Annotated in this window: 20 protein-coding genes and 1 tRNA gene; 8 read left to right on the top strand and 13 right to left on the bottom strand. The window is 61.7% G+C overall.

The features are described 5' to 3' along the window. Nucleotides 1–214 precede the first annotated feature (214 nt). The 6 genes from ACTHLA_RS07515 to ACTHLA_RS07490 all read right to left on the bottom strand — a co-directional run bounded on the left by ACTHLA_RS07515 (nucleotide 215) and on the right by ACTHLA_RS07490 (nucleotide 7,364). Nucleotides 215–1,471: a tyrosine-type recombinase/integrase gene (locus ACTHLA_RS07515; protein WP_440186795.1), complete on the bottom strand. Its 1,257-nt coding sequence runs from the start codon at nucleotides 1,469–1,471 to the stop codon at nucleotides 215–217. Between the two features lie 317 nt (nucleotides 1,472–1,788). Beyond that, nucleotides 1,789–3,339, bottom strand: coding sequence for a glutamine-hydrolyzing GMP synthase (gene guaA / locus ACTHLA_RS07510; RefSeq protein ID WP_440186793.1), 1,551 nt, complete (start codon nucleotides 3,337–3,339; stop codon nucleotides 1,789–1,791). Between the two features lie 17 nt (nucleotides 3,340–3,356). Next, the gene (locus tag ACTHLA_RS07505) at nucleotides 3,357–4,658 is read right to left on the bottom strand and encodes an RsmB/NOP family class I SAM-dependent RNA methyltransferase (protein ID WP_440186791.1); all 1,302 of its coding nucleotides are present in this window, start codon (nucleotides 4,656–4,658) and stop codon (nucleotides 3,357–3,359) included. A 9-nt stretch (nucleotides 4,659–4,667) separates the two neighbouring features. Continuing rightward, nucleotides 4,668–5,060, bottom strand: a complete 393-nt coding sequence (locus ACTHLA_RS07500; protein ID WP_440186789.1) for an MAPEG family protein — start codon at nucleotides 5,058–5,060, stop codon at nucleotides 4,668–4,670. Nucleotides 5,061–5,081: 21 nt separating this feature from the next. After that, nucleotides 5,082–6,539 carry an IMP dehydrogenase gene (guaB, locus tag ACTHLA_RS07495; protein ID WP_440186787.1) on the bottom strand — a complete coding sequence of 486 codons (1,458 nt, stop codon included), beginning with the start codon at nucleotides 6,537–6,539 and terminating at the stop codon, nucleotides 5,082–5,084. A gap of 99 nt (nucleotides 6,540–6,638) precedes the next feature. After that, complete coding sequence (locus ACTHLA_RS07490) at nucleotides 6,639–7,364, bottom strand: RlmE family RNA methyltransferase (protein WP_440186785.1); 726 nt, start codon at nucleotides 7,362–7,364, stop codon at nucleotides 6,639–6,641. Between the two features lie 100 nt (nucleotides 7,365–7,464). Between ACTHLA_RS07490 and ACTHLA_RS07485 the strand changes: the two genes are divergently transcribed. The 5 genes from ACTHLA_RS07485 (at nucleotide 7,465) to tgt (ending at nucleotide 11,110) form a co-directional block, all read left to right on the top strand. Further along, nucleotides 7,465–7,824 (top strand): hypothetical protein, encoded by a 360-nt coding sequence (locus ACTHLA_RS07485; protein ID WP_440186783.1) that lies wholly within the window; start codon nucleotides 7,465–7,467, stop codon nucleotides 7,822–7,824. A gap of 70 nt (nucleotides 7,825–7,894) precedes the next feature. Continuing rightward, nucleotides 7,895–8,362: a peptidylprolyl isomerase gene (locus tag ACTHLA_RS07480; protein ID WP_440186781.1), complete on the top strand. Its 468-nt coding sequence runs from the start codon at nucleotides 7,895–7,897 to the stop codon at nucleotides 8,360–8,362. A 129-nt stretch (nucleotides 8,363–8,491) separates the two neighbouring features. Beyond that, nucleotides 8,492–8,902, top strand: coding sequence for a hypothetical protein (locus tag ACTHLA_RS07475; RefSeq protein ID WP_440186779.1), 411 nt, complete (start codon nucleotides 8,492–8,494; stop codon nucleotides 8,900–8,902). A 31-nt stretch (nucleotides 8,903–8,933) separates the two neighbouring features. Beyond that, a complete protein-coding gene (gene queA, locus ACTHLA_RS07470; RefSeq protein WP_440186777.1) occupies nucleotides 8,934–9,992 on the top strand; it encodes a tRNA preQ1(34) S-adenosylmethionine ribosyltransferase-isomerase QueA in 1,059 nt (352 codons plus the stop codon). Next, complete coding sequence (gene tgt, locus ACTHLA_RS07465; protein ID WP_440186775.1) at nucleotides 9,989–11,110, top strand: tRNA guanosine(34) transglycosylase Tgt; 1,122 nt, start codon at nucleotides 9,989–9,991, stop codon at nucleotides 11,108–11,110. Before queA ends, tgt begins: the two co-directional genes overlap by 4 nt. On the opposite strand, the gene ACTHLA_RS07460 is transcribed toward tgt, so the two are convergent. Then, nucleotides 11,101–11,898 (bottom strand): hypothetical protein, encoded by a 798-nt coding sequence (locus tag ACTHLA_RS07460; RefSeq protein WP_440186773.1) that lies wholly within the window; start codon nucleotides 11,896–11,898, stop codon nucleotides 11,101–11,103. The two genes, tgt and ACTHLA_RS07460, sit on opposite strands and share 10 nt — an antisense overlap. 183 nt (nucleotides 11,899–12,081) lie before the next feature. Here ACTHLA_RS07460 and ACTHLA_RS07455 point away from each other — a divergent pair. Next, nucleotides 12,082–12,158, top strand: a tRNA-Lys gene (locus tag ACTHLA_RS07455). 71 nt (nucleotides 12,159–12,229) lie between these two features. On the opposite strand, the gene hspQ is transcribed toward ACTHLA_RS07455, so the two are convergent. Beyond that, the gene (hspQ, locus tag ACTHLA_RS07450; RefSeq protein WP_440186771.1) at nucleotides 12,230–12,562 is read right to left on the bottom strand and encodes a heat shock protein HspQ; all 333 of its coding nucleotides are present in this window, start codon (nucleotides 12,560–12,562) and stop codon (nucleotides 12,230–12,232) included. Nucleotides 12,563–12,834: 272 nt separating this feature from the next. Between hspQ and ACTHLA_RS07445 the strand changes: the two genes are divergently transcribed. Beyond that, nucleotides 12,835–14,061 carry a Ppx/GppA phosphatase family protein gene (locus tag ACTHLA_RS07445; RefSeq protein ID WP_440186769.1) on the top strand — a complete coding sequence of 409 codons (1,227 nt, stop codon included), beginning with the start codon at nucleotides 12,835–12,837 and terminating at the stop codon, nucleotides 14,059–14,061. Here ACTHLA_RS07445 and ACTHLA_RS07440 read toward each other — a convergent pair. Then, entirely contained in the window at nucleotides 14,051–14,356 is a 306-nt protein-coding gene (locus tag ACTHLA_RS07440; RefSeq protein WP_440186767.1) for an SCP2 sterol-binding domain-containing protein, read from the bottom strand. The two genes, ACTHLA_RS07445 and ACTHLA_RS07440, sit on opposite strands and share 11 nt — an antisense overlap. Before the next feature lie 91 nt (nucleotides 14,357–14,447). On the opposite strand from ACTHLA_RS07440, the gene ACTHLA_RS07435 reads away from it, so the two are divergent. Further along, entirely contained in the window at nucleotides 14,448–15,641 is a 1,194-nt protein-coding gene (locus ACTHLA_RS07435) for an NAD(P)/FAD-dependent oxidoreductase (RefSeq protein ID WP_440186765.1), read from the top strand. Between the two features lie 8 nt (nucleotides 15,642–15,649). Here ACTHLA_RS07435 and ACTHLA_RS07430 read toward each other — a convergent pair whose 3' ends face one another. The 4 genes from ACTHLA_RS07430 to rpoB all read right to left on the bottom strand — a co-directional run bounded on the left by ACTHLA_RS07430 (nucleotide 15,650) and on the right by rpoB (nucleotide 24,771). After that, nucleotides 15,650–15,856 carry a helix-turn-helix transcriptional regulator gene (locus ACTHLA_RS07430; RefSeq protein ID WP_440186763.1) on the bottom strand — a complete coding sequence of 69 codons (207 nt, stop codon included), beginning with the start codon at nucleotides 15,854–15,856 and terminating at the stop codon, nucleotides 15,650–15,652. 1 nt (nucleotide 15,857) lies between these two features. Beyond that, nucleotides 15,858–16,307 carry a hypothetical protein gene (locus ACTHLA_RS07425; protein ID WP_440186761.1) on the bottom strand — a complete coding sequence of 150 codons (450 nt, stop codon included), beginning with the start codon at nucleotides 16,305–16,307 and terminating at the stop codon, nucleotides 15,858–15,860. A gap of 121 nt (nucleotides 16,308–16,428) precedes the next feature. Then, complete coding sequence (gene rpoC / locus ACTHLA_RS07420) at nucleotides 16,429–20,607, bottom strand: DNA-directed RNA polymerase subunit beta' (protein WP_440186759.1); 4,179 nt, start codon at nucleotides 20,605–20,607, stop codon at nucleotides 16,429–16,431. A gap of 90 nt (nucleotides 20,608–20,697) precedes the next feature. Then, complete coding sequence (rpoB, locus tag ACTHLA_RS07415; RefSeq protein ID WP_440186757.1) at nucleotides 20,698–24,771, bottom strand: DNA-directed RNA polymerase subunit beta; 4,074 nt, start codon at nucleotides 24,769–24,771, stop codon at nucleotides 20,698–20,700. Between the last annotated feature and the right edge of the window lie 94 nt (nucleotides 24,772–24,865).

Raw genomic sequence — 24,865 nt, 5'->3', positions numbered from 1 at the left:
AGATCACCAAGCTGAAGCTTGTGAAGCGCCAAATGTACGGCCGAGGCAAGATCGATCTTCTTCAGGCGCGGTTGGTGGACGCCTATTGAACGCAACCTGTACCAAAATTGCGTCAGAGCCCTTTTTGCACGCCGATCCACAGATACAATGCCGAAGGGGCCGATGATTACGGATGAACTTACCCAAAGAATCACCGAACATCTGACGCATTCGGTCAATCGTACGTCCCCGGCGACAACAACTCCATCGTGGGCGGAAAGATTGTCGGCGCGTATTTTTGTCCGGCAATCCAGGCGTCAACAATATTGGACCATTCCTGCATCATGTGCCGTCGTTGGTGCTCGTATTCCGCTTTGTTGTAGACGCCACGCGACGAGCGACCGTCTTCATGCGCCAGGCATTTTTCGATCCAGTCGCTGTTGAACCCCAACTCGTTCAGGAGCGTCGAGCCGGTTCGCCGCAGATCATGCACCGTGAAAGGCTCGAGCGACAGGCCTTCCTTCTTGGCCCTAACCACAACGGCAGTCGTGATCCGGTTGAAGGTTGCACGCGACATGGGCGCGTCGGCATCGTAGCGAGATGGCAACAGGTAGCGCGAATTGCCAGAGCAAGTCTTCAGCGCGATCAGAATGTCCAGCGCCTGCTGTGACAGATAGATGTTGTGCGGACGGGACCGCTTCATCCGTTCCTTCGGGATAGACCAGACAGCATTCTCGAAATCGACCTCATCCCAGACGGCATCCTGCAATTCGCTTTTGCGGACCATCGTCAAGAGAAGCAGCTTCATGCCGAGGCGGATGGTCGGAAGGGTTGGGACATGTTCCAACTGACCGAACATGATCCGGATTTCCGATGGTGACAGCGAACGATCACGGGCGACAAACTGAGCAATCGATGCCGGACCAACATCATCGGCGGGATTATGGACTTTCTCGCCATGAAGGATCGCGAAGGCATAGATCTGTTTGACGATGTCGCGGACGTGAATTGCCACCGCCGGTGCGCCGCGTTCCTTCACTTTCGTGCAAAGCGCCCGCAAATCTTCAGCCGTGATCTCTGTCAGAAACCGCTTGCGAAACTTCGGTAAGATGTCTCGTTCGTAGATGGCGCGACGCATGGCTTTGGTACTCTCGGCCATCCGGCCTTCCTGGAGCCATCGTTCGCCAAATTCGCCGAAGCTCCTGGCTTCCTTCAATTTCCGTTTCGCGCTCTGCTTCTCGATTGCCGGAGAGCGCCCCTCCTGAACGGCCTTTTTGGCTTCGAGGAGCTTTTCGCGAGCCCGCGCCAGTGACACTCCGGCTGGCCCGTATCGCCCGATGACGACCGTTTCGCGGCGACCGTTCAGACGGTAGTCGAAGCGGAATGTCATCGTCCCCGAAGGCTGGACCAATAGGTACATTCCATCCCGGTCCGTCACCTTGTAGCTTTTATCTTTTGATCTCAATGACTTGATAGCTGCATCGGTCAACATTTCGGCCTCCTGAATCCGGTAAAACAAGGAGGAAAACCACCAAAAAGTCCGTCAGCACTTTTTGAGCCCTTTTCCTGAAAATATTTTATTTATTTTCAATGAGATAAGATCAAAAAAAGACCGTCAGCGGCTTCCATTCCGCTGACGGTACTTTCAAAAGGTCAATTGATCAAGCGTAGGCAGTCCGTCGGAAAGTACGTCACTCGTGACGCTTACCCCTCGATAGTCCGCGAAAGTCGATGACAGAATTTTCGTTTTATATCATTGACTTAATGGATATTCCAGCGTATCGTAGGGTATGTTTGAGTGGGCCTGAATCATTCCCACTCAATCGTGCCGGGGGGCTTAGAGGTCACGTCATAGACGACGCGGTTGACGCCGCGGACCTCGTTGACGATGCGCGTAGCGCAGCGACCCAGCACGGGCCAGGGGAATTCATAGAAGTCGGCGGTCATGCCGTCCGATGAGGTGACCGCGCGCAGGGCCAGCACGTCCTCATAGGTGCGCGCATCGCCCATGACGCCGACCGTCTTGACCGGCAACAGCACGGCGAAGGCCTGCCATATCTGATCGTAGAGGCCTGCCTTGCGGATTTCCTCAAGATAGATGGCGTCGGCGTCCTGGAGTGTTTTGACCTTCTCCGGCGTGACCGCGCCGGGGATGCGGATGGCCAGGCCCGGTCCTGGGAACGGATGGCGACCGACAAATTGTTCGGACAGGCCCAGTTCACGGCCCAGCGCCCGCACCTCGTCCTTGAACAGTTCGCGCAACGGTTCGACCAGTTTCAGCTTCATATAGTCGGGCAGGCCGCCAACATTATGGTGCGACTTGATCACCGTCGAAGGTCCGCCGTGCGGCGACACGCTTTCGACCACGTCAGGATAGAGGGTGCCCTGCGCCAGAAATTCAGCGCCCTCTATCTTGGCGGCCTCGGCGTCGAACACGTCTATGAACAGCTTGCCGATGGTCTTGCGCTTGGTTTCAGGATCGGCCACGCCCGCCAGCGCGCCGAGGAACAAGTCCTGCGCCTGCACATGCACCAGCGGGATATTGTAATGATCGCGGAACAGCGACACGACCTGCTCGCCTTCGTTCTTGCGCAACAGGCCGGTATCGACGAACACGCAGGTCAGTTGCTCGCCAATGGCTTCGTGGATCAGCACAGCGGCGACCGAGGAATCGACCCCGCCGGACAGGCCGCAGATCACCCGGCCCGTACCGACCTGAGCGCGGATCTTCGCCACCATCTCTTCGCGGAAGGCGGCCATCGACCAGTCGCCCGCAAAGCCCGCGATCTCAAACAGGAAGTTGCGGATCATGTCCGTGCCGCGCGCCGTATGCACGACTTCGGGGTGGAACTGCACGGCGTAGAATTTGCGCGTCTCATCCGCGATGGCGGCGAAGGGCGCGCCTTCGGAGGTGGCGATGACCTCGAACCCTTCGGGAATAGCGGTGACACGGTCGCCGTGGCTCATCCAGACGGTTTCGCTTTCGCCCGGCGCCGACAGGCCCTTGAACAAGGGCGACCAGGATTTGACCTCAATCTCGGCGCGGCCGAATTCGCGGTCGTGGCCGGACTCGACCTTGCCGCCCAGCAGTTCGCACATCAGTTGCTCGCCATAGCAGATGCCGAACACAGGCAGGCCCTTGGCGAACAGATCACCGTCGATGCGTGGCCCTGAGTCCACCACGCTGTGCGGGCTGCCCGACAGGATGACGGCCTTCGGTCGCAGCTTTTCAAGCGCCTCCGCAGCCTTGGTGAACGGGTGGATTTCGCAATAGACGCCGCATTCGCGCACCCGGCGCGCAATCAGTTGCGTCACTTGCGATCCGAAATCAATGATCAACAGGGCTTCATGGTGTGACATGAGTTGACTTTCGTAGCTTACTGGCGTCGCCAGGCGGACAGGAAGAAGCCGTCCGTATGCGTCTTGTGCGGGCTGAGGCTGAGCCTATGCCCCATAAAATTGAGATGTGTCGAGTCGAAAGCGCGCGCATCGGCCAGACCTTTGAGATCAAGCGGCGTAAAATCGGCATGGCCCACCTCGAACGCGTCGGCGCTTTCCGCGTTTTCGTCGTCCAGCACCGAGCAGGTGACATAGACCAGCCGTCCGCCGGGTTTTACGCAACGGGCGGCGCGGTTCAGAATTTGCACCTGCAAGACATGCAGGCGGCGCACCTCATCCTCGGTCAGGCGGTGCGCTTCTTCCGGGTGACGCCGCCAGGTGCCGGAGCCGGAACAGGGCGCATCGACCAGCACGAGGTCGGCGCCCTTCAGCGGCTCCAGCAGGCTTTCGTCGCCGGGGTCGCTGAAATGCACGAAATGGGCGCTCTGACCGGCGCGCGCCAGACGCGGCTCGATGGCGCGCAGGCGTTTTTCAACGACATCGCAGGCCCATATTTCGCCATTTCCCGCCATCATTTGCGCTAAGGCAAGCGTCTTCCCGCCCCCGCCCGCGCAAAAATCCACCACCTTTTGCGCACCCGGCAGCACGCCCGCCCCTGCGATAAAGGCGGCCAGTTGCGAGCCTTCGTCCTGAATTTCAACGAGGCCGCTCTGATAGGCGTCGAGCTTGACCAGATTGGGCGGCGGCTCGGATGGCAGGCGTATGCCAAAGGTCGAAAACGGCGTCGGCTCCGGCGATAGCCCTTCCGCGCGCAGGGCTTCCAGCATGGCCTCGCGCGTCGTACGCAGCCCATTGACGCGTAAGTCGATAGGGGCGCGTGGCGACATCAGCGCCGTTGCCTCCGCCGCCCAGTCATCGCCGAACTGGCGCTGGAAGCGTTCGACCACAAACTCTGGCAGGCCAGACCGAACCCAGTCCGGCGCATCGCCCTCGCCCGCCGTCAGACGCTTGCGCTCCGCATCGGTCAGCGGCGCCGGACCATAGCCCTGCCCGCTGAACAGGGCTTCGATCTCGTCCATCGGCAGGCCGTCAATAAGGGCCAGCGAGCCCAGCACCATAGCACGGCCCGCCCCCCGCTCCGAGACCTGCATCGCCCACAACAGGCGTTGCTTGGCGCGCAGGCAGCGATAGACCCTGTCGGCGATCGCGCGTCGGTCCTTGGAGCCTGCATAGCGGTTGGCCTGTCCCCAGCTTTTCAGCATCGCCTCGGCGGTGGCGCGCGTACCCGCAAGCTGGTCGAGGATCTCGGCGGCGGCTTGTAAACGGGCGGCTGGAGTCAAACGAAAATCCTAAATAAAAATAGCCAAAAGGCACATGACGACACCCGCCAAGGACGCCATCCAGACCAGGGAACGGACGCCGACAACGCCAAAGGCGTAGAGCGGGATATAGAGGATGCGCGCCGCCAGATAGAGACGCGCGCCCCAGAGAGACAGGTCCGAAGACCTGTGCATAAAGGCCAGAGCGATCACCGCCACGGCGAAAATGATGAAGGTTTCTCGGAAATTGGCGAAAGCGCGCTCAAGCCTCCCGGCTAGCACGCCCTTATCGAACGGCGTATCGCGCGGGCCGGCGTTCCACATCAGATAGCCTTTGCGCGACGCCGCCGCCATGGGCGGCAGGACGAGCATGACGAGGCCCAGAACAGCCGCCCAGACCAAAACCCAGAGTTCATACGTCATGCTCATCTCCATTAAAAAAACCTATTGGCGGTAGTTCGGCGCCTCCCGCGTGATCATCACGTCGTGGACATGGCTTTCGCGCAGGCCCGCACCGGTGATGCGCACGAAACGCGCGCGCTTCTGAAACTCTTCAACGGTCGGCGCGCCGACATAGCCCATAGCGGCGCGTAAACCGCCGACAAGCTGATGCACGACCGGACCGATTGGTCCCTTGTACGGCACCTGCCCCTCAATGCCTTCGGGCACCAGCTTCATGGAATCGCGCACCTCTTTCTGGAAGTAGCGATCTGCCGAGCCCGACGCCATCGCGCCGACGCTGCCCATGCCGCGATAAGATTTGTACGAACGGCCCTGATAAAGGATCACCTCGCCCGGCGCTTCTTCTGTGCCCGCGAACATCGAGCCCAGCATAGCCGTCGAAGCGCCCGCCGCGATGGCCTTGGCCAGATCGCCCGACAGCTTGATGCCGCCGTCAGCGATGATCGGCACGCCCGAGCCTTCCGCCGCGCGCACGCTGTCCATTATGGCGGTCAGTTGCGGCACGCCAACGCCTGCGACCATGCGCGTGGTGCAGATCGAACCCGGCCCGATGCCGACCTTGACCGCATCGGCGCCTGCGTCGATCAGGGCGCGCGTCGCCTCGTAGGTCGCGACATTGCCCGCGACGATCTGGACCTTATTGGTTTCCTTGCGCAGGCGCATGACCGCCTGCGACACGAGGCTGGAATGGCCATGCGCTGTGTCGATCACCACCACGTCGGCGCCCGCCTCGACCAGCGCCATCGAGCGCTCGAACCCGGCGTCGCCGACCGTCGAGGCGCCGCCGACCAAAAGGCGGCCCGACGAATCCTTGGCGGCCAGCGGATAGGCCTGCGCCTTCTCCATGTCCTTGACGGTGATCAGGCCGACAGCGCGATAGGCGTCATCGACGACAATGATGCGTTCGATGCGGTGGCGCGCCATCAGGGCGCGGGCTTCTGACTGATCGACGCCTTCACGCACCGTAATCAGGTCGTCCTTCGTCATCACCTCGGCGGCGGTCTTGGAGCCATCGCTCTCGAAGCGGATATCGCGGTTGGTCAGAATGCCGACCAGCTTGTTTGTGTCGCGCTCGACCACCGGAAAACCGGAGATCGAGCGGCGGGCGATAATGTCGCGCACCTCGGCCAGCTTTGTGTCCGGGTGAATGGTGATCGGATTGATGACCATGCCCGATTCAAAGCGCTTCACCGCGCGGATCTCGTCGGCCTGCTGCTCGTTGGTCAGGTTGCGGTGAACGATGCCAAGACCGCCTGCCTGCGCCATGGCGACAGCCAGGCGCGCCTCGGTCACCGTATCCATAGCCGAGGACACCAGCGGAATGTTCAGATTGAGCGTGCGGGTAAAGCGGGTTTTCGTATCGACCGAGGTGGGCACCACATCCGAGGGACCGGGCTCCAGCAAAACGTCGTCGAAGGTTAAGCCTTCGCGTATATCCATAAGGGACTCTCCATTTTGCGGGTTGTTCCTATGGGAATCGACCGGACAGGTAAAGACCCGGCGGAAAAATAATTGTTTCAGACGGTAAGAATAGCGCGATCAGCCCTTAAAGCCTGTCGCCACGATATAGATTTCGGATGAATCGGCGCGGCTCGATTTTGGTTTGAAGTGCTTGACCGCTTCGAACCGCAGTTTCAATTTGAGCAACAGGTCTTCGGTCTCGCCCCCCTGAAACGCCTTAGCCGCAAAGGCGCCGCCGGTCTTGAGGTTGTCGAGCGCAAAATCAGACGCCAACTCCAGCAGGCTCATGATTTTCAGGTGATCGGTCTGGCGATGCCCGACCGTGTTGTGCGCGAGGTCGGACAGCACCACATTCGGTTTGTCGCCCAGCATCTGCATCAGGCGTGGTCCGATGGCGGGATCGGTGAAATCGGCTTCGATCAGTTCAGCCCCCGGCACCGGATCGACGGGCAGGAGATCGACTCCGACAACCCTGGAGGCGCCGCGCTGGATCGCCACCTGCACCCAGCCGCCCGGCGCGCAGCCGAGATCGACGACCTTGGCGCCGCGATGCAGCAGGTGAAAGCGCTCATCGAGTTCGATCAGCTTGAAGGCCGCGCGCGAACGCCAGCCCTCGGCCTTGGCCTTTTGCACATAGGGGTCGTTCAGTTGCCGCTCCAGCCATTTGGCCGAGGACGCCGTGCGCGTCTTGGCGGTCTTGACGGCGGTGTGGCCCTTGGCGCGACCGGACAGATTACCGCCCGTGGGCGGCTTAATCATACGGCGGCGCGGTTCATCTTCGGCTGAGGGCGGTTTGTTACTCATACGCCACTCTATACCGGCAATTGTCGTCACAGCGCAAAACAGAATTTCGCCAGAGGCTGCGATAAGGTAGGCTGTTATGCAGCCGTAAGGAGAGTCGCGCATGAGACGCACCGCCCTGATCTTAGTCGCCGCGACCTGTCTGACCTTGACCGCCTGTAATGGAGCGCCCGCCGACCAGCCCTCGCAGGCCGTCGCGCCAGCCGCCGCCAGCGCAGCGACAATGGACGAAGCCGCGCCGCTTGCGGTCTCCACCTCTTCGGCGTCGATGGCGGGAACCTGTCAGGCGCAGATCGGAGACGCCGCCGCGCAAAGACTGGTCGAGCGCTGCCTCGCCGTCTCGCCCGCCACGCATCCGCCCTGTAATGCACAAAACACCTGCGAGATAATCCAGGGTGAGATCGACCGCGCCTGCGCCCTGTACGGACCGGACGAGACAAAGCCCAAGGAATGCGCGGCTTGACGCTTAGGGTTTGTTTTCGGACATAGGATCGCCTATGTGAGGGCGACACGCTTTCCCAACAGGAGTTTCCATGTCCGAAGATCCCGAAAACACCCTGATCCTGACGCTCGACACCGGCCCGGTGACGATCCGCCTGCGCCCGGACCTGGCGCCCAACCACGTCGCGCGCATCAAGGAGCTGGCGCGCGAGGGGTTCTATGACGGCATCGTCTTCCATCGCGTCATCCCCGGCTTCATGGCCCAGGGCGGCGACCCGCAGGGTCAGGGCTTCGGCGGTTCGGGCAAGAAGCTCAAGGCCGAATTCAACAACGAGCCGCACGTACGCGGCGTCTGTTCGATGGCGCGCTCGCAGAACCCGGATTCCGCCGACAGCCAGTTCTTCATCTGCTTCGACGACGCGCGTTTCCTCGACCGCCAATATACGGTCTGGGGTCAGGTCACCGACGGCATGGAACATGTGGACGCCCTGCCCAAGGGCGAGCCGCCGCGCACCCCCGGCAAGATCGTCAGCATGAAGGTGCAGGCGGACCTGGCTTAAGGCTTGAAGCGGGCCGGTCGCGACAGAACGGCCCGCTTCCCTTACCAAATCCATTGCGAAAGGCCAGCTAACGGCGCGTTAAAGACTTTTGTGAGACTATGCTTCTCCACAAATGAAGTCAGCCACGCCATGTCCTTGCGTCCCCGCGTCAGCCTGTCCGTCGACAAGACTTTGAACATCCTGACCCTTCGTTATATCGGCGATCTGGATGGCGCCGCCCTGTATGCGCAACTGCTTGAGCAGTTTCTACAGCTTGGCGATCCGTGGATCTATGATTTGATTGTCGATTTTTCGCGTTATGACGGCGTCATGACGGCGCATGACAGCGAAAGCTTCGCCAAGATATGGGCGAACCTTGCCCGCGGCCGCGATGCGGGTCGGCTGATGGCGATTGTGACGCGCGATCCGCTTATTGCGGCGCGCCAATCCATACGCGCCAGCATATTTCCGAATTTCCTCATCGACGTTTTTAACGATTGCGCCGAAGCGCAGAGTTGGATTCGCCAGTTTCGCAATCCCCCGCGCGCGGTTTGCGCTTGACCTAGGCAGCGTTTACGCGTTTGACGGCGCGATGCGCATTTCCGACTTCGATTTCCACCTGCCTGAGGACCGTATAGCCCTGCGCCCGATGCAACCGCGTGAGGCTGCGCGACTGCTGCGCGTCGATGGCGATAACCTGACCGATGCTCAGATTGGCGATATTGGCGGCTTTTTACGGCCCGGCGATTTGCTGGTCGTCAACGATACGCGCGTCCTGCCGGTGCAGTTGCACGGCCGCCGCGTCCGCGAAGACGGCGGCGTTGCGCTGGAGGCAACCCTGATCAAGGCGCTGGACGGCGCGCGATGGCAGGCCTTCCTGAAGCCCGGACGACGGGTGAAGTCCGGCGACCGCGTGACCTTCGGCGATGCGACTTGCGACTTGCAAGCCGATGTCGAGACCAAGGGCAATGACGGTGTTTACACCCTCGCCTTTCGCCATACCCCAGACGTCGTTCTGGAGCGCCTGCATACGATCGGCACCATGCCCTTGCCGCCCTATATCCGCTCAAAACGGCGCGAAGACGAGCAGGATAAAACCGATTATCAGACGGTGTTCGCGCGAGAGGAAGGCTCCGTGGCGGCGCCGACCGCAGGCTTGCATTTTACAACTGAACTTCTGAAAAGGCTTTCAGCACAAGGTGTTGGGATCGAACATATCACCCTGCACGTTGGCGCAGGCACCTTCCTGCCCGTCAAGGTCGAGGATACGGACGATCACCTTATGCACGCCGAATTCGGCGTGGTGAGCGCGGACAGCGCCGCCCGCATCAACGCCGCGCGCGCTGCGGGCGGTCGCATTATCTGCGTCGGCACCACCTCTTTGCGCTTGCTGGAATCGGCCTGCGATGACCAGGGCGTCATTCATCCATTCGCAGCGGAGACATCCATCTTCATCACGCCGGGCGTGCGCGTGCGCTCGTGCGACCTGCTGATGACCAATTTTCACCTGCCGAAATCAACCCTGTTCATGCTGGTGTGCGCGCTGGCGGGAACAGACATCATGAAACTCGCCTATGCGCACGCGATTGCAACCGGCTATCGCTTCTTCTCCTATGGCGACGCCTGCCTGCTGACGAACACATCCCGATGAGTAGCTTTCCTTTTGAAATTCACGCCTCGCAAGGCCAAGCGCGCACGGGCGTTCTGAAAACCCCGCGCGGCGATGTTCCGACTCCTATCTTCATGCCGGTCGGTACGGCGGCGACGGTCAAGGCGCTGACGCTCGACATGGTGCGACAGGCGCATGCGAAAATCATCCTCGGCAACACCTATCACCTGATGCTGCGCCCCGGCCCAGAGCGCGTGGCGCGGCTAGGGGGGCTGCACAAATTCATGGGCTGGGACGGGCCGATCCTGACCGATTCCGGCGGCTTTCAGGTCATGAGCCTGTCGAACATCTCGAAAGTCACGGAAGACGCCGTCGCTTTTCGCAGTCATATCGACGGCTCGAAGCACATATTGTCGCCGGAGCGTTCTATCGAAATTCAGGCTGACCTGCTCGGCTCGGATATTGTGATGCAGCTAGACGAATGCGTATCCTGGCCCGCCGAGGAAAAGCGCGCTCAGGAAGCGCTGCAATTATCGGCGCGCTGGGGCCTGCGCTCAAAACAAGCGTTTGGGACGCGCGATGCGCAGGCCCTGTTCGGCATCCAGCAGGGTTCGACATTCGAGCATCTGCGCCGCGAATCGACGGAACGCCTGCTCGACATCGGCTTTGACGGCTACGCCATCGGCGGCCTGGCGGTCGGCGAAGGCCATGAGGCGATGTGCGACACGCTCGACTATGCCGCCCCGCTGCTGCCGTGGGAGCGTCCGCGCTATCTGATGGGGGTCGGCAAGCCGCTCGACCTGCTTGAGGGCGTGGCGCGCGGTGTCGATATGTTCGACTGCGTCCTGCCGACGCGCTCAGGCCGCCACGGTCAGGTCTGGACCTGGGACGGACCGATCAATATCAAGAATGCGCGTTTCGCGGAGGACGATTCGCCGCTCGATCCAGCCAGCGACTGCCCGGCCAGCCGCGACTATTCAAAAGCCTATCTTCACCATCTGGTGCGCGCTGAGGAGATCCTGGGCCAGGTGCTGCTGTCCTGGCACAATATCGCCTTCTTCCAGGCCCTGATGATCCGCATGCGCGCGGCGATTCGCGAAGGGACGTTCGATACGCTGCGTCGCGATCTGAAAGCGCGCTGGCAAACCGATCAGCGGTAGCGGCGCCGGGTCGGCTTACGCTTTTTCTCCGGGTCGGGCTGCGTGGTCGGCGCGGGTTGCGCCTGCTGAGCGTCCGTATAGGTCTGGACATAGACGCGCGGCTTGAACCAGGACGGCGCGGCGGGCGGGGCGCAATTCTTGTTCATGCCGACCCCTTTGAGATAGGCGCGCCGCACCTTACCGGCCTGAATCGCCGTATCGACCTCACGCTCATGCCGTTCGGCGCCGGTCATTTTGCGCACAATGCCGCGAAAAGGAATAATGCTGCGGCTGGCGCTGCGCACAGCGCCGACGGCGGCGTCTCCGGCCATACGCTGACCTTTTTCGGTCATGCTGGGATCGCCTTTCGGCGTTGGCGGCTCGTCAAAATCGGCGCCAAGCAATGTGTCCAGTTGCGCCACCTCGCCCGCAATGGCCTCGCAGGTGTCAAGGCCGGTCAGATCATAGGGCTTGGTGATCGCGCTTTGCAGAATCGCAGGGATCGCCTGCCGCTTCAGGTTCAGGTCTTCCAGCGGTGCGGTAAAGGCGTCGCCCCAATTATTGTCCTGCTGGGTGCTGGAGCGCATCGTCCCTTCTTCACTACCGCTTTCGGCGTCCGGGGCGCTTGTCGCCTGTGGCGCTGCGGGTGATTCGTTAATTCGATAATGGGGTTTTGACGCGCAGGCCGACATCGCGACCATGCTGACCAGCGCCACCGAAAACAAGCCGATGCGGACAGCGCCGTAACTCAGGCTGCGCGCCGCATCGTGCATTTTCCATCCCCCAACGCTCTCAGGCCTAAAGCCCATGCACCGCCTCCGGCCAATCATGCGTCTGTTATACCGCAGGTTCAGCGTAAAAAAGCAATATCCAAAATTTAGGGGATTTTGCTATCCCGCGCTTGCGAAACAGAAAAATCCCCTCTATGTCGTCCGTCACGCCCTGTTGAGCGCGGCTCTGACCGCATCGGAAGGCGCTATCGTCCTTGCTGTGAGCCCGTAGCTCAGCCGGCTAGAGCATCTGACTTTTAATCAGAGGGTCCTGGGTTCGAGTCCCAGCGGGCTCACCAAGGACAGACCTTCCAGATAATTTTTGTCCATACCGGCGTGGCCAAATCATGGCCATTGCATGTCGTCAGCGTCAATTCGACAAGCGGCTCTTGGGCACGTAGCGACCTTCGCAGAAACGCTCGAACAGCAGGCCGACCTGCGGATGCTCCAAAGGCTTGCCCGTTTCGTCAGGACTGAGATTGCCTTCCGAGGCATAGGCGACGTAGGCGCTTTCGCCATTGACGGCCAGCAGATGATAAAAGGGCTGGTCCTTTTCGGGTCGTACGCTCTCTGGAATCGCCTGCCACCATTCGTCGGTATTGGCGAACTTCGGATCGACATCGAACACGACGCCGCGGAATTCGAACAGGCTGTGCTTGACCACCTGACCGATTCCGAACTTGGCTGCGCGCTGTTCTGTCATGCCTGTTTCACTCCCTTGACGCCGCCATCATGACCACAGGCCTGGCGGCGCGCACCGCCCTTCCCCCTTCGGTTGTCGTCTTTACAGCTTTTCGTGCGCCGCCTGAGAGACAGCTTATGGCCTCTCGTCCACAGTCGTCGGAATTCATGGCGAATTTTCGGTTGGCAGCGCGGCGCGCACGACCTAGAGTGACTTGGAAAGCAATCCGACCGAGCGCCGGTCAACGGTCTTATGCCGTCAGAGATTGCGTAAGAATCAGCGGGGTATGAGCCATGTCCGGGGCTCCCTCAAAGCGACGACGGCGTCGAGGCGCCCGGCGTCCAGCGGTCGCCGTTCAAACGCGCGACGCCATCGCATCGTCGTCTCCGACGCCGCATGTCGCCGAATCGAATCAGCCGGTTTTTGCCGCGCTCGATCTCGGCACGAACAATTGCCGCCTGATGATCGCCGCCCTGCACAATGGCCATTTCCGTATTGTCGAGGCTTTTTCACGCATCGTCCGGCTCGGTGAAGGTTTGACCCACAGCGGTCAACTCAGCGAAGCCGCCATCGAGCGCGCGCTCAGGGCGCTCAAAATCTGCGCCGAGAAAATCGAGAAGCGCGGCGCCGTCCGCGTGCGCGCCGTCGCGACTCAGGCCTGCCGCATCGCGCGCAACGGCCAGCCGTTTCTCAACCGCGTCGAGCGCGAGACCGGTTTGAAGCTGTCGATCATATCGCCGCAGGAGGAGGCGCATCTGGCGGTCATGGGCTGCGCCTCGCTGCTGGAGCCGCATGAGCTGCAACCTGCGCCCAAGGCGGCGCTGGTGATCGACGTCGGCGGCGGATCGACGGAACTGAGCTGGGTCGAGATCGACGCGCCGCGCGCCGACCTGCCATTGCATGGCGTCTCGGCGCAAAAATCGGCGCAGATGAACGCCCTGCGCGCCGTGCGGCGTCCGCCGCGTCCGCGCTACTGGATTTCCATGCCCGTCGGCGTCGTGACCCTGGCCGAACGCTTCCCGGAGCCCGCCGACGGCGCGTTCCAGGACTGGTTTGAAGCCATGGTGGCGGCGGTGACGCGCGAAATTCAGGATTTCACCGCGCCGGAGCCGCTGCGACCGCATTTCGACGCCGGGGCGGCCTATATTATCGGCACATCGGGCGCCATCACCTCGCTGGCGGGACTGCACCTGCAATTGGAGCGCTATGATCGTTCCAGGGTCGATGGCCTGTGGATGCAGCGCGCTGAGGTGCAGACGGTGATCGACCGGCTTTTGCGGATGGGTCATGCCGGACGCGAACAGGAGCCGTGCATCGGACGCGATCGCGCCGATCTGGTGCTGGCGGGGGCCGCCATTCTGGACGCTGTGGTGCGACTATGGCCCTGCGAACGTCTGCGCGTCGCCGACCGGGGCCTGCGCGAAGGGCTGCTCCTGTCGATGGCCAGACGCAACCCCAAGCGGCGCCGCCGGCGTAAACCGGCGGCGCGTCAGGTCGCCGAGGCGGAGATCAGCTCTTGAACAGAGGCGCCAGACGCTGCGCCACACTGAGGTCGCCCTGGATTTTCATCTTGCCGGTCATGAAGGCCATCATCGGGTCCAGAGCGCCGGCGGCCAGCGCCTTCAGATCGTCCATGGTGATCTGGATCGTGGTGTCGGCGGGGCCGTCTTCGTTGGAGACGATGTTCGGCACCTTGGTGGCGTCGATCAGGATCTTGCCCGCGTCGCCGAAATCGACCTTGACGGTCTTGCCGAGGCCGGAATTTTCACCGACGGCGGCGGCGATTTTCTGAGTAATGGTTGCGAGATCGGACATGCGCCTCTCCTGTTGAGCGTGAAATGTGATAGCTGACCTTAACGTAAGTTTTTAGTCGGGCAAGTTGATTGCGGCGACATGAGGCGAAAATATGGTGACCGAAGCAAAATTCGACGTCGTCGTGATCGGCGCCGGCGCCGCCGGACTGATGTGCGCCATCGAAGCGGCGCGACGCGGACGCCGCACGCTGGTCATCGACCATGCCGCCAAACCGGCGGAAAAGATTCGCATCTCCGGCGGCGGCAAGTGCAATTTCACACATCTGGAAGCGACGCCGAAGACCTATCTGTCCCAGAATCCCGCCTTCTGCATCTCGGCGTTGAAGCGCTTTACGCCCTGGGACTTTCTCGACCGGGTCATTCGACGCGGCATTCCCTATTACGAAAAGACCAAAGGGCAGTTGTTCTGCGAGCGTGGCGCGCAGGATATTATTGACATGCTGCTCGATGATCTGCGCAGCGCCGGAGGCGTTCTGTGGCTCGCGACGGCGGTTGTGCGGGTCGGACGCGAGGGGGGCGGCTTTCGCTTGCAAACTGCACGCGGTGACGTGCGCGCCGAAAAACTGGTCATGGCCAGCGGCGGATTGTCCATCCCTAAAATGGGCGCCACCGGCTTCGCCTATGATATTGCGCGCCAGTTTGGACACGAGGTTGTCGAGACGCGCGCCGGACTGGTTCCGTTTATGCTCGGCGAGGATTGGCTCAGACGTTTGAACGGCCTTTCGGGCGTCGGACTTGACGCCGAGGCCCGCGCAGGCGGGACGGCGTTTCGCGACGGTTTTCTGTTCACCCATCGCGGCTTGTCCGGTCCGGCTGTCCTGCAGATTTCAAGCTACTGGCGACCCGGCGAGAGCGTCGCCATCGACCTGACACCCGGCGTCGATGCGGCGCAATGGCTGCGGGCGCGCAAGGCCGAACGCCCTAAGGCCGCGCTGGCCACCATCACCGCCGAGGCCTTGCCGAACCGGTTGGCCGAACGCTGGCTGGAGATTTTCGACCTGCCCGCTCAGGCGCGCATGGCCGACCTGCCGAATGCGACGCTTGATGCGTTCGCAGGCGCGCTGAACCGCTGGACGTTGACGCCCATGGGCACGGAAGGTTATCGCACGGCGGAAGTGACGCTGGGGGGCGTCGATACGCGCGCCCTCTCCTCGCAAAGCATGGAGAGCCGCATCGTTCCGGGCCTCTATTTCATCGGCGAATGCGTCGATGTCACCGGTTGGCTGGGCGGTTATAATTTCCAGTGGGCCTGGTCGTCAGGCTGGGCGGCGGGTCAGGCGGTGTAACGGCGGTCTCAATCGTCATCTTCAAGATAGAACAGGTCTTCGACGGCGACGGCGAAGACCTGCGCCAGTTTCAGCGCCAGCAGGGTTGACGGCGTGAACACCTCGTTCTCGATGGTGTTGATCGTTTTGCGCGACACCTGCGCCATGACGGCCAGATCGGCCTGAGTCCAGCCACGCGCTGCGCGATGGTCCTTCAAACGGTTACGCAGCCGCACATCAGTTCCTGTAAAATAAGCCGTAGGTCAGGGACGGCGCGGCGACGCCGAGCGCCATAAGCGCCAGCAGGGCCTGCCGCAGGTCGATGGCTACAAACCAACTGAGCGTATAGAGGGCGGCAAGCGGAAGCAGCAACAGCCAATACCCCGTCTGAAAGGCGCGGATCGTCAGCCCCTGCGTCCGCTCGTCGTCGATTAGCGCGCCCAGATCGCGACGGCGGCGCGCATGGCGGATGGTCCACAGGATCGCCAGGAGGCTGATCAGCCAAACCGAGAAGGCCGCCGCCTCCTCCAGCAGCCATAGGCCGCGATGCGCCTGATCGGTCTGGCCGCTTGTCATGCCCATACCCAGCATCCAGCCCGCATAGCATAGGGCGTTGACGATCAGCGCCGCGCGGCGGAAATTCGCCAGCCGTTCAGCTTGATGCAGCAATGTCTCATTATCGGACATGGCGTTCTCCATAAATATCACCCATGGGTTACATGTAACCTATAGGTGATATATCGTCAAGCATAAGAAAACCCCCGAAGCCGAGGCTTCGGGGGTTTTCTATGATTAGCCTTTTGCGTGTTTACTCCGCCGAAGGCGCTTCCAGCAGTTCCGCCGGGAGCGGCTCCATCGCTTCTTCGCGCTGATGCGACAATTGTTCGTCGCGCTTCAGGGCGATGCGTTGCAGCGAGCGCAGGTAGGCGCCGGTGCCCGCCGGGATCAGGCGGCCCACAATGACGTTCTCCTTGAGGCCGTCCAGAGTGTCGATCTTGCCCTGCACCGAAGCTTCGGTGAGAACGCGCGTCGTTTCCTGGAACGAGGCCGCCGAGATGAACGAACGGGTCTGCAAGGACGCCTTGGTGATGCCGAGCAGGACGGGCTGCGTGAGGGCCGCACGACCGCCGCGCTTTTCCGCCTTGAGGTTCTCAGCGTCAACCTCGGCCTTGTCGAGATGGTCACCCTTGATCAGGCCGGTGTCGCCCGCATCGAGGATTTCGACCTTTTGCAGCATCTGGCGCACGATGACTTCGATGTGCTTGTCGTTGATCGGCACGCCTTGCAGACGATAGACCTCCTGCACCTCGTTGACCAGATATTCGGCCAGCGCCTCGACGCCCTGAATGCGCAGCAGATCGTGCGGATCGGGGTTGCCGTCGATGATGTAGTCGCCTTTCTGGATGTAGTCGCCGTCGTGGACCGAGATGTGCTTGCCCTTCGGGATCAGGAACTCGACCGCTTCCGAACCGTCTTCCGGCGTGATCTTGATGCGGCGCTTGTTCTTGTAGTCGCGACCGAATTCGACGCGGCCATCCATTTCGGCGATGACGGCGCAATCCTTCGGACGGCGGGCTTCGAACAGTTCGGCGACGCGCGGCAGACCACCGGTGATGTCGCGGGTCTTGGCGCCCTCGGTCGGCATACGGGCCAGAATGTCGCCCGGCTTGACCTCATCGCCGTTGCCGACGGAGAGAATAGCCCCGACCGGCAGCATGTAGCGGGCGTCACCGCCGTTAGACAGCTTCTTGTACGCCCCCGCCTCATCGACCAGGCCCATCGCCGGACGCAGCTCAGCGCTGCGCGACGAGGCGCGGTAATCGACCACGACGCGGTTGGAGATGCCGGTCGCTTCGTCGGTTTCCTCGCGGACGGTGGCGCCGTCATTGAGGTCTTCGAAGCGCACCTTGCCGCCGACTTCCGTGATGATCGGCGTGGTGTACGGATCCCATTCGACCAGACGCTGACCCTTCTTGACCGACGCGCCGTCCTGGACGCGCAGGCGACCGCCGTAAGGGGCCTTGTAGGTTTCGCGATCCTTGCCGTCGACCACGATCGTGATGATCAGGTTGCGCGACATGGAGATCAGGTCGCCATGCGAGCCGCGCACGGTCGGCGCCGCCGACAGCTTCACGACGCCGTCCGAGGTGGTTTCGTAGAAGGACTGCTCGGCCACCGAAGCCGTGCCGCCGATGTGGAAGGTCCGCATGGTGAGCTGGGTGCCCGGCTCGCCGATCGACTGCGCCGCAATGACGCCGACCGCTTCGCCCATGTTCACGCGGGTGCCGCGCGCCAGGTCGCGACCATAGCAGGCCGCGCAGGTTCCGATTTCAGCTTCACAGGTCAGAACCGAACGCACCTTGACCGACTGCACGCCGGACGCTTCGATCACGTCCACAACGTCTTCGTCGATATAGGTGTCGGCGGCGACCACGACTTCGCCATCAGCGGTCTTGACGTCTTCCGCCGCGGTGCGGCCGAGGACGCGCTGACCCAGCGAGACGAGGACGTCGCCGCCTTCAACCACCGCCTTCATGGTGATGCCGCGGGTGGTGCCGCAGTCCGTCTCCATGATGATGCAGTCCTGCGCCACGTCGACGAGACGACGGGTCAGGTAGCCGGAGTTGGCGGTCTTCAGCGCGGTGTCCGCGAGGCCCTTACGGGCGCCGTGGGTCGAGTTGAAGTATTCCAGAACCGACAGGCCTTCCTTGAAGTTGGAAATGATCGGCGTTTCGATGATCGAGCCGTCCGGCTTGGCCATCAGACCACGCATCCCGCCGAGCTGCTTCATCTGGGCTTGCGATCCGCGGGCGCCGGAGTTGGCCATCATGTAGATCGAGTTGATCTCGGCTTCGCGACCGTCCGTGGTCATCAGCTTGCGGCTGATTTCCTTCATCATTTCGTCGGAGACGCGGTCCGTAGCCTTCGACCAGGCGTCGACGACCTTGTTGTACTTTTCGCCCTTGGTGATCAGGCCGTCGGCGTATTGCTGCTCGTATTCCTCGACCAGCGAGCGCGTCTCATCGACAATGCCCTTCTTGGTTTCGGGAATAACGATGTCGTCCTTGCCGAAAGAGATGCCGGCGCGGGCGGCTTCCTTGAAGCCCAGCGCCATCATCTGGTCGGCGAAGATCACCGTCGCCTTCTGGCCGCAGTGGCGATAGACGATGTCGATCAGATTGCCGATTTCCTTCTTGGTCAGGGTCTTGTCGAGGACGCGCAGACCGATGGAGGCGTGGTGCGGCAGCAGGGCGGCGATCTTCATGCGGCCCGGCGTGGTGTCCACGACCTTGGTGCGCACGACGCCGTCCGAATCCATCTGGGTGAAGCGGCACTTGATCTTGGCGTGCATCGACACCGAACCGTTGTCCAGCGCCTGCTGGATTTCGTTCAGGTCGCCGAACACCATGCCCGCGCCCGGCTCATTGTCCTTGACCAGCGACAGGTAGTAGAGGCCCAGCACGATGTCCTGCGACGGCACGATGATCGGGCGACCATTGGCGGGCGACAGGATGTTGTTGGTGGACATCATCAGCACGCGCGCTTCGAGCTGCGCTTCCAGCGACAGCGGCACGTGAACGGCCATCTGATCGCCGTCGAAGTCGGCGTTGAAGGCCGAACAGACCAGCGGGTGAAGTTGGATGGCCTTGCCCTCGATCAGCTTCGGCTCGAACGCCTGAATGCCGAGGCGGTGCAGAGTCGGGGCGCGGTTCAGCATGACCGGGTGTTCGCGGATCACCTCTTCGAGGATGTCCCAGACCTGCGGCTGCTCGCGCTCGACCATGCGCTTCGATTGCTTGACGGTGCCGGACAGGCCCTTGGCGTCAAGGCGCGCATAAATGAACGGCTTGAACAGCTCCAGCGCCATCTTCTTGGGGATGCCGCATTCGTGCAGTTTCAGCTCAGGGCCGACCGTGATAACCGAACGACCGGAATAGTCGACGCGCTTGCCGAGCAGGTTCTGGCGGAAGCGGCCCTGCTTGCCCTTGAGCATGTCGGCGAGCGACTTGAGCGGACGTTTGTTGGCGCCGGTGATGACGCGACCACGGCGACCGTTGTCGAACAGGGCGTCCACCGATTCCTGCAACATGCGCTTTTCGTTGCGGATGATGATGTCCGGCGCGCGCAGTTCCATCAGGCGCTTCAAACGGTTGTTGCGGTTGATGACGCGGCGGTAGAGGTCGTTGAGGTCGGAGGTCGCGAAACGACCGCCATCCAGCGGCACCAGCGGACGCAGTTCCGGCGGGATGACCGGCACGACCGTCAGGATCATCCATTCCGGGCGATTGCCCGATTCAATGAAGGATTCGATCAGCTTCAGCCGCTTGGAGAGCTTCTTGCCCTTCATTTCCGAGGTGTTGTCGACCAGATCGGCGCGGATCTTCTCGGCGATCTCGTTGAGGTCCATCGCCATCAGCATGTTGCGCACGGCTTCGGCGCCGATTTCGGCGGTGAAGCTGTCATCGCCGAACTCTTCCTGACAACGGAAGAATTCGTCTTCACTGAGAAGCTGGTTCAGCTTCAGCGAGGTCAGGCCCGGCTCGGTGACGATGTAGTTTTCAAAATACAGGACGCGCTCGACATCCTTCAGCGCCATGTCGAGGATCATGGCGATGCGGGACGGCAGCGACTTCAGGAACCAGATGTGCGCGACGGGCGCAGCCAGTTCGATATGGCCCATGCGCTCACGGCGAACGCGCGACAGTGTGACTTCGACGCCGCACTTTTCGCAGATAATGCCCTTGTACTTCATGCGCTTGTACTTGCCGCACAGGCATTCGTAATCCTTGGTCGGACCGAAGATACGGGCGCAGAACAGGCCGTCGCGTTCCGGCTTGAACGTGCGGTAATTGATGGTTTCCGGCTTCTTGATTTCGCCGAACGACCACGAGAGGATCTTTTCCGGCGAGGCCAGGGTGATGCGGATCTGGTCGAAGGTCGGGGCGACCTGGACCGGATTGAAGATATTGAGGACTTCCTGGTTCATATGAATTCCAGCTTTCCAGTGTGCCTAAGCACGAAAATTAGACAATTCTGACGAGTTACGGGGTGCGCGAGGGGCCCCTGGCCCCTCGCATTAAGATTGTCCGTTCTCCAATTCCACATTCAGACCCAGAGAGCGCATTTCCTTGATCAGGACGTTGAAGCTTTCCGGGATACCAGCTTCGAAGCTGTCGTCGCCGCGGACAATGGCTTCGTACACCTTGGTGCGGCCCGCCACGTCGTCGGACTTGACGGTGAGCATTTCCTGCAGGGTGTAAGCGGCGCCATAGGCTTCCAGCGCCCAGACTTCCATTTCCCCGAAGCGCTGACCGCCGAACTGCGCCTTGCCGCCCAGAGGCTGCTGGGTGACGAGCGAGTATGGCCCGATCGAGCGCGCGTGGATCTTGTCATCGACCAGGTGGTGCAGTTTCAGCATGTAGATAATGCCGACCGTAACCGGACGCTTGAACTGTTCGCCAGTCAGACCGTCGAACAGCACCGATTGACCCGAACGGTTGAGGCCCGCCGTCTCCAGCATATCCTCGATGTCGTTCATGTGCGCGCCATCGAAAACCGGCGTCGCGATCGGCACGCCGCGCGACAGGTTCTTGGCCAGTTCGATCAGCTCTTCTTCGCTGTCGGGAAGCTCCTGATCCTTGCCATAGACGGCTTGCAGATGTTCGATCAAAGCCTGCTTCTGACCGCCGTTCTGCCAGTCTTCCAGCATCTGGGCGATCTGACGACCAACGCCCGCGCAGGCCCAGCCCAGGTGGGTTTCGAAAATCTGACCGACGTTCATACGCGACGGCACGCCCAGCGGGTTCAGCACGATATCGACATGGGTGCCGTCCGCCAGGAAGGGCATGTCTTCGCACGGCAGAATCTTGGAGATAACCCCCTTGTTGCCGTGACGACCGGCCATCTTGTCGCCCGGTTGCAGCTTGCGCTTCACCGCCACGAACACCTTGACCATCTTCATGACGCCCGGCGGCAGTTCGTCGCCGCGTTGCAGCTTCTCGACCTTGTCCTCGAAGCGGCGGTCGAGGCGCTTGCGCGCGTCCTCGAACTGACGCTTCATGGCTTCGAGTTCGCCCATGATCTTTTCGTCTTCGAGCGCGATCTGCCACCACAGGCCGCGCGAAACCTCGCCCAGCTTGTCCTCGGTGATCTCGCCGCGGCCCATGCCCTTAGGGCCGGACACGGCGGTCTTGCCGACCAGAATCTCTTTCAGACGGCCATAGATGTTACGCTCCAGGATCGACAATTCGTCGTCGCGGTCCTTGCCGAGGCGTTCGATCTCGTGACGCTCGATGGCCTGAGCGCGCTCGTCCTTCTCAACGCCGTGGCGGTTGAAGACGCGCACTTCGACGATGGTGCCGGCGACGCCGGGCGGCAGGCGGAGCGAGGTGTCGCGTACGTCGGACGCCTTTTCACCGAAGATGGCGCGCAGCAGCTTTTCTTCCGGCGTCATCGGCGACTCGCCCTTCGGCGTCACCTTGCCGACCAGGATGTCGCCCGGCTGGACCTCGGCGCCGATGGCGACGATGCCCGCTTCGTCGAGATTGCGCAGCGCTTCTTCACCGACGTTCGGAATGTCGCGGGTGATTTCTTCCGGCCCGAGCTTGGTGTCGCGGGCCATGACCTCGAATTCTTCCAGGTGGATCGAGGTGAAGATGTCGTCGCGCACGATGCGTTCGGAGATCAGGATCGAGTCTTCGAAGTTGTAGCCGTTCCACGGCATGAAGGCGACCAGCACGTTGCGGCCCAGGGCCAGATCGCCCAGATCGGTCGAAGGACCATCGGCGATGATGTCGCCCGCCGTCACCTTGTCGCCGACTTTCACGATCGGGCGCTGGTTGATGCAGGTGTTCTGGTTGGAGCGCTGGAACTTCGACAGGCGATAGATATCGACGCCCGGCTTGTTCGGATCGGTTTCCTCGGTGGCGCGGATAACGATGCGGGTGCCATCGACCTGCTCCACGACGCCGGTGCGGCGGGCCGACACCGTGGCGCCGGAATCGCGGGCCACGACCTCTTCCATGCCGGTGCCGACCAGCGGCGCGTCGGCGCGCACCAGAGGCACGGCCTGACGCTGCATGTTCGAGCCCATCAGGGCGCGGTTGGCGTCGTCGTTTTCCAGGAACGGGATCAGGGCGGCGGCGACCGAAACGACCTGCTTGGGCGAGACGTCCATATAATCGACGGTCGAGGCCATTTGCAGGCCCGGCTCGCCATTGACGCGGCCCGCGACCAGATCGTTGACGAACTTGCCGTCCGAAATGGCGACGTTTGCCTGGGCGATGACGTGCTTGGACTCTTCCATGGCCGACATATAGACGACTTCGCCCTGCGGCGTGCCGTCCACGACCTTGCGGTACGGCGATTCAATGAAGCCGTACTTGTTGACGCGGGCATGGGTGGCCAAGCTGTTGATCAGGCCGATATTCGGGCCTTCCGGCGTTTCAATCGGGCAGATGCGGCCATAGTGGGTCGGGTGAACGTCGCGGACTTCAAAGCCCGCGCGTTCGCGCGTCAGACCGCCCGGCCCAAGCGCCGACAGACGACGCTTGTGGGTGATTTCCGACAGCGGGTTGGTCTGGTCCATGAACTGCGACAACTGCGACGAGCCGAAGAATTCGCGCACCGAGGCGGCGGCGGGCTTGGCGTTGATCAGGTCGTGCGGCATGACCGTGTCGATATCGACGGACGACATGCGCTCCTTGATCGCGCGCTCCATGCGCAGCAGGCCGACGCGGTACTGGTTTTCCAGCAGCTCGCCCACCGAACGCACGCGGCGGTTGCCGAGATTGTCGATGTCGTCGATTTCGCCGCGGCCGTCGCGCAGGCCGACGAGAATCTTGAGGATCTTCAGGATGTCGTCCTTGCGCAGGGTGCGCTCGGTGTCGGCGACGTCCTGCTCCAGACGCATGTTCATCTTGACGCGACCGACGCTGGACAGGTCGTAGCGCTCCAGTTCGAAGAACAGAGAGTTGAACATCGCTTCGGCGGCTTCGATCGTGGGCGGCTCGCCCGGACGCATGACACGGTAGATGTCGAACAGGGCGTCTTCGCGCGAATTGTTTTTATCGACGCGCAGGGTCGAGCGCATGTACGGTCCAACCGTGACATGGTCGATGTCGAGGACGTCGATCTTGGTGAAGCCCTTGTCTTCCAGCAACTGCACCGTGGCGGCGTCGAGTTCGTCGCCCGCCTCGGCGTAGATTTCGCCGGTCTCGAAATTGACTTCATCGCGCGCCAGATATTTAGCGTTCAGAGCGTCCTGCGACAGCAGCAGGCTCTTGACCGTATCGCCCAGCTTCTTAGCGTTGCGCGCGGAAATCTTGACGCCCGCCTGAGCGACCACTTCGCCGGTGTCGGCGTCGATCAGGTCGAATTCCGGCTTCACGCCGCGCCAGCGTTCGGGCTTGTACGGCGTGATCCAGCCATCGCCCTTCTTCTCATACGGCACGACGTCGAAGAAGGTGGTCAGGATTTCCTCGCCGTCCATGCCCAGCGCATAGAGGAAGGTGGTGGCGGGCAGCTTGCGGCGGCGGTCGATGCGCACATAGACAATGTCCTTGGCGTCGAATTCGAAATCGAGCCACGAGCCGCGATACGGAATGATGCGGGCGCCGAACAGGAGCTTGCCCGACGAATGGGTCTTGCCCTTGTCGTGATCGAAGAACACGCCCGGCGAACGGTGCATCTGCGAAACGATGACGCGCTCGGTGCCGTTGACGATAAAGGTGCCCTTGTCGGTCATGAGCGGGATGTCGCCCATATAGACGTCCTGCTCCTTGATGTCCTTGACCGAACGCGCGCCCGTATCTTCGTCCGTTTCGAACACGATCAGGCGCAGCTTGACTTTAAGCGGCGCGGCGTAGGTGATGTCGCGCTGAATGCACTCATCGACGTCGTATTTCGGGTCTTCGAATTCATACGACACATATTCCAGCGTGGCGCGATCGTTGAAGTCCTTGACCGGAAAGACCGATTTGAACACGGCTTCCAGACCGTCATCGCGGCGCTCCGACGGGCGCACGAAACGTTGCAGAAACTGCTCGTAGGACGAGCGCTGCACTTCGATGAGGTTGGGCATGCGGATGGCTTCAGGGATGCGGCCGAACGACTTGCGGATCCGCTTCTTCTGGGTGAACGACAGGGTCATCGTTGTTCCTTGCGTCAAAAACGCCTGAAATTGTGGTCGTGAGGCAGAGTAAACTGCGCGCGAAGGGGTCGGATTTCCAACAGGAAATCAGCCT

This window comes from Asticcacaulis sp. (assembly GCF_051956075.1).
Taxonomy (GTDB): Bacteria; Pseudomonadota; Alphaproteobacteria; order Caulobacterales; family Caulobacteraceae; genus Asticcacaulis.
Note: the sequence above shows the minus strand (reverse complement) of the source record. Positions and strands in the feature narration are given on the sequence as shown.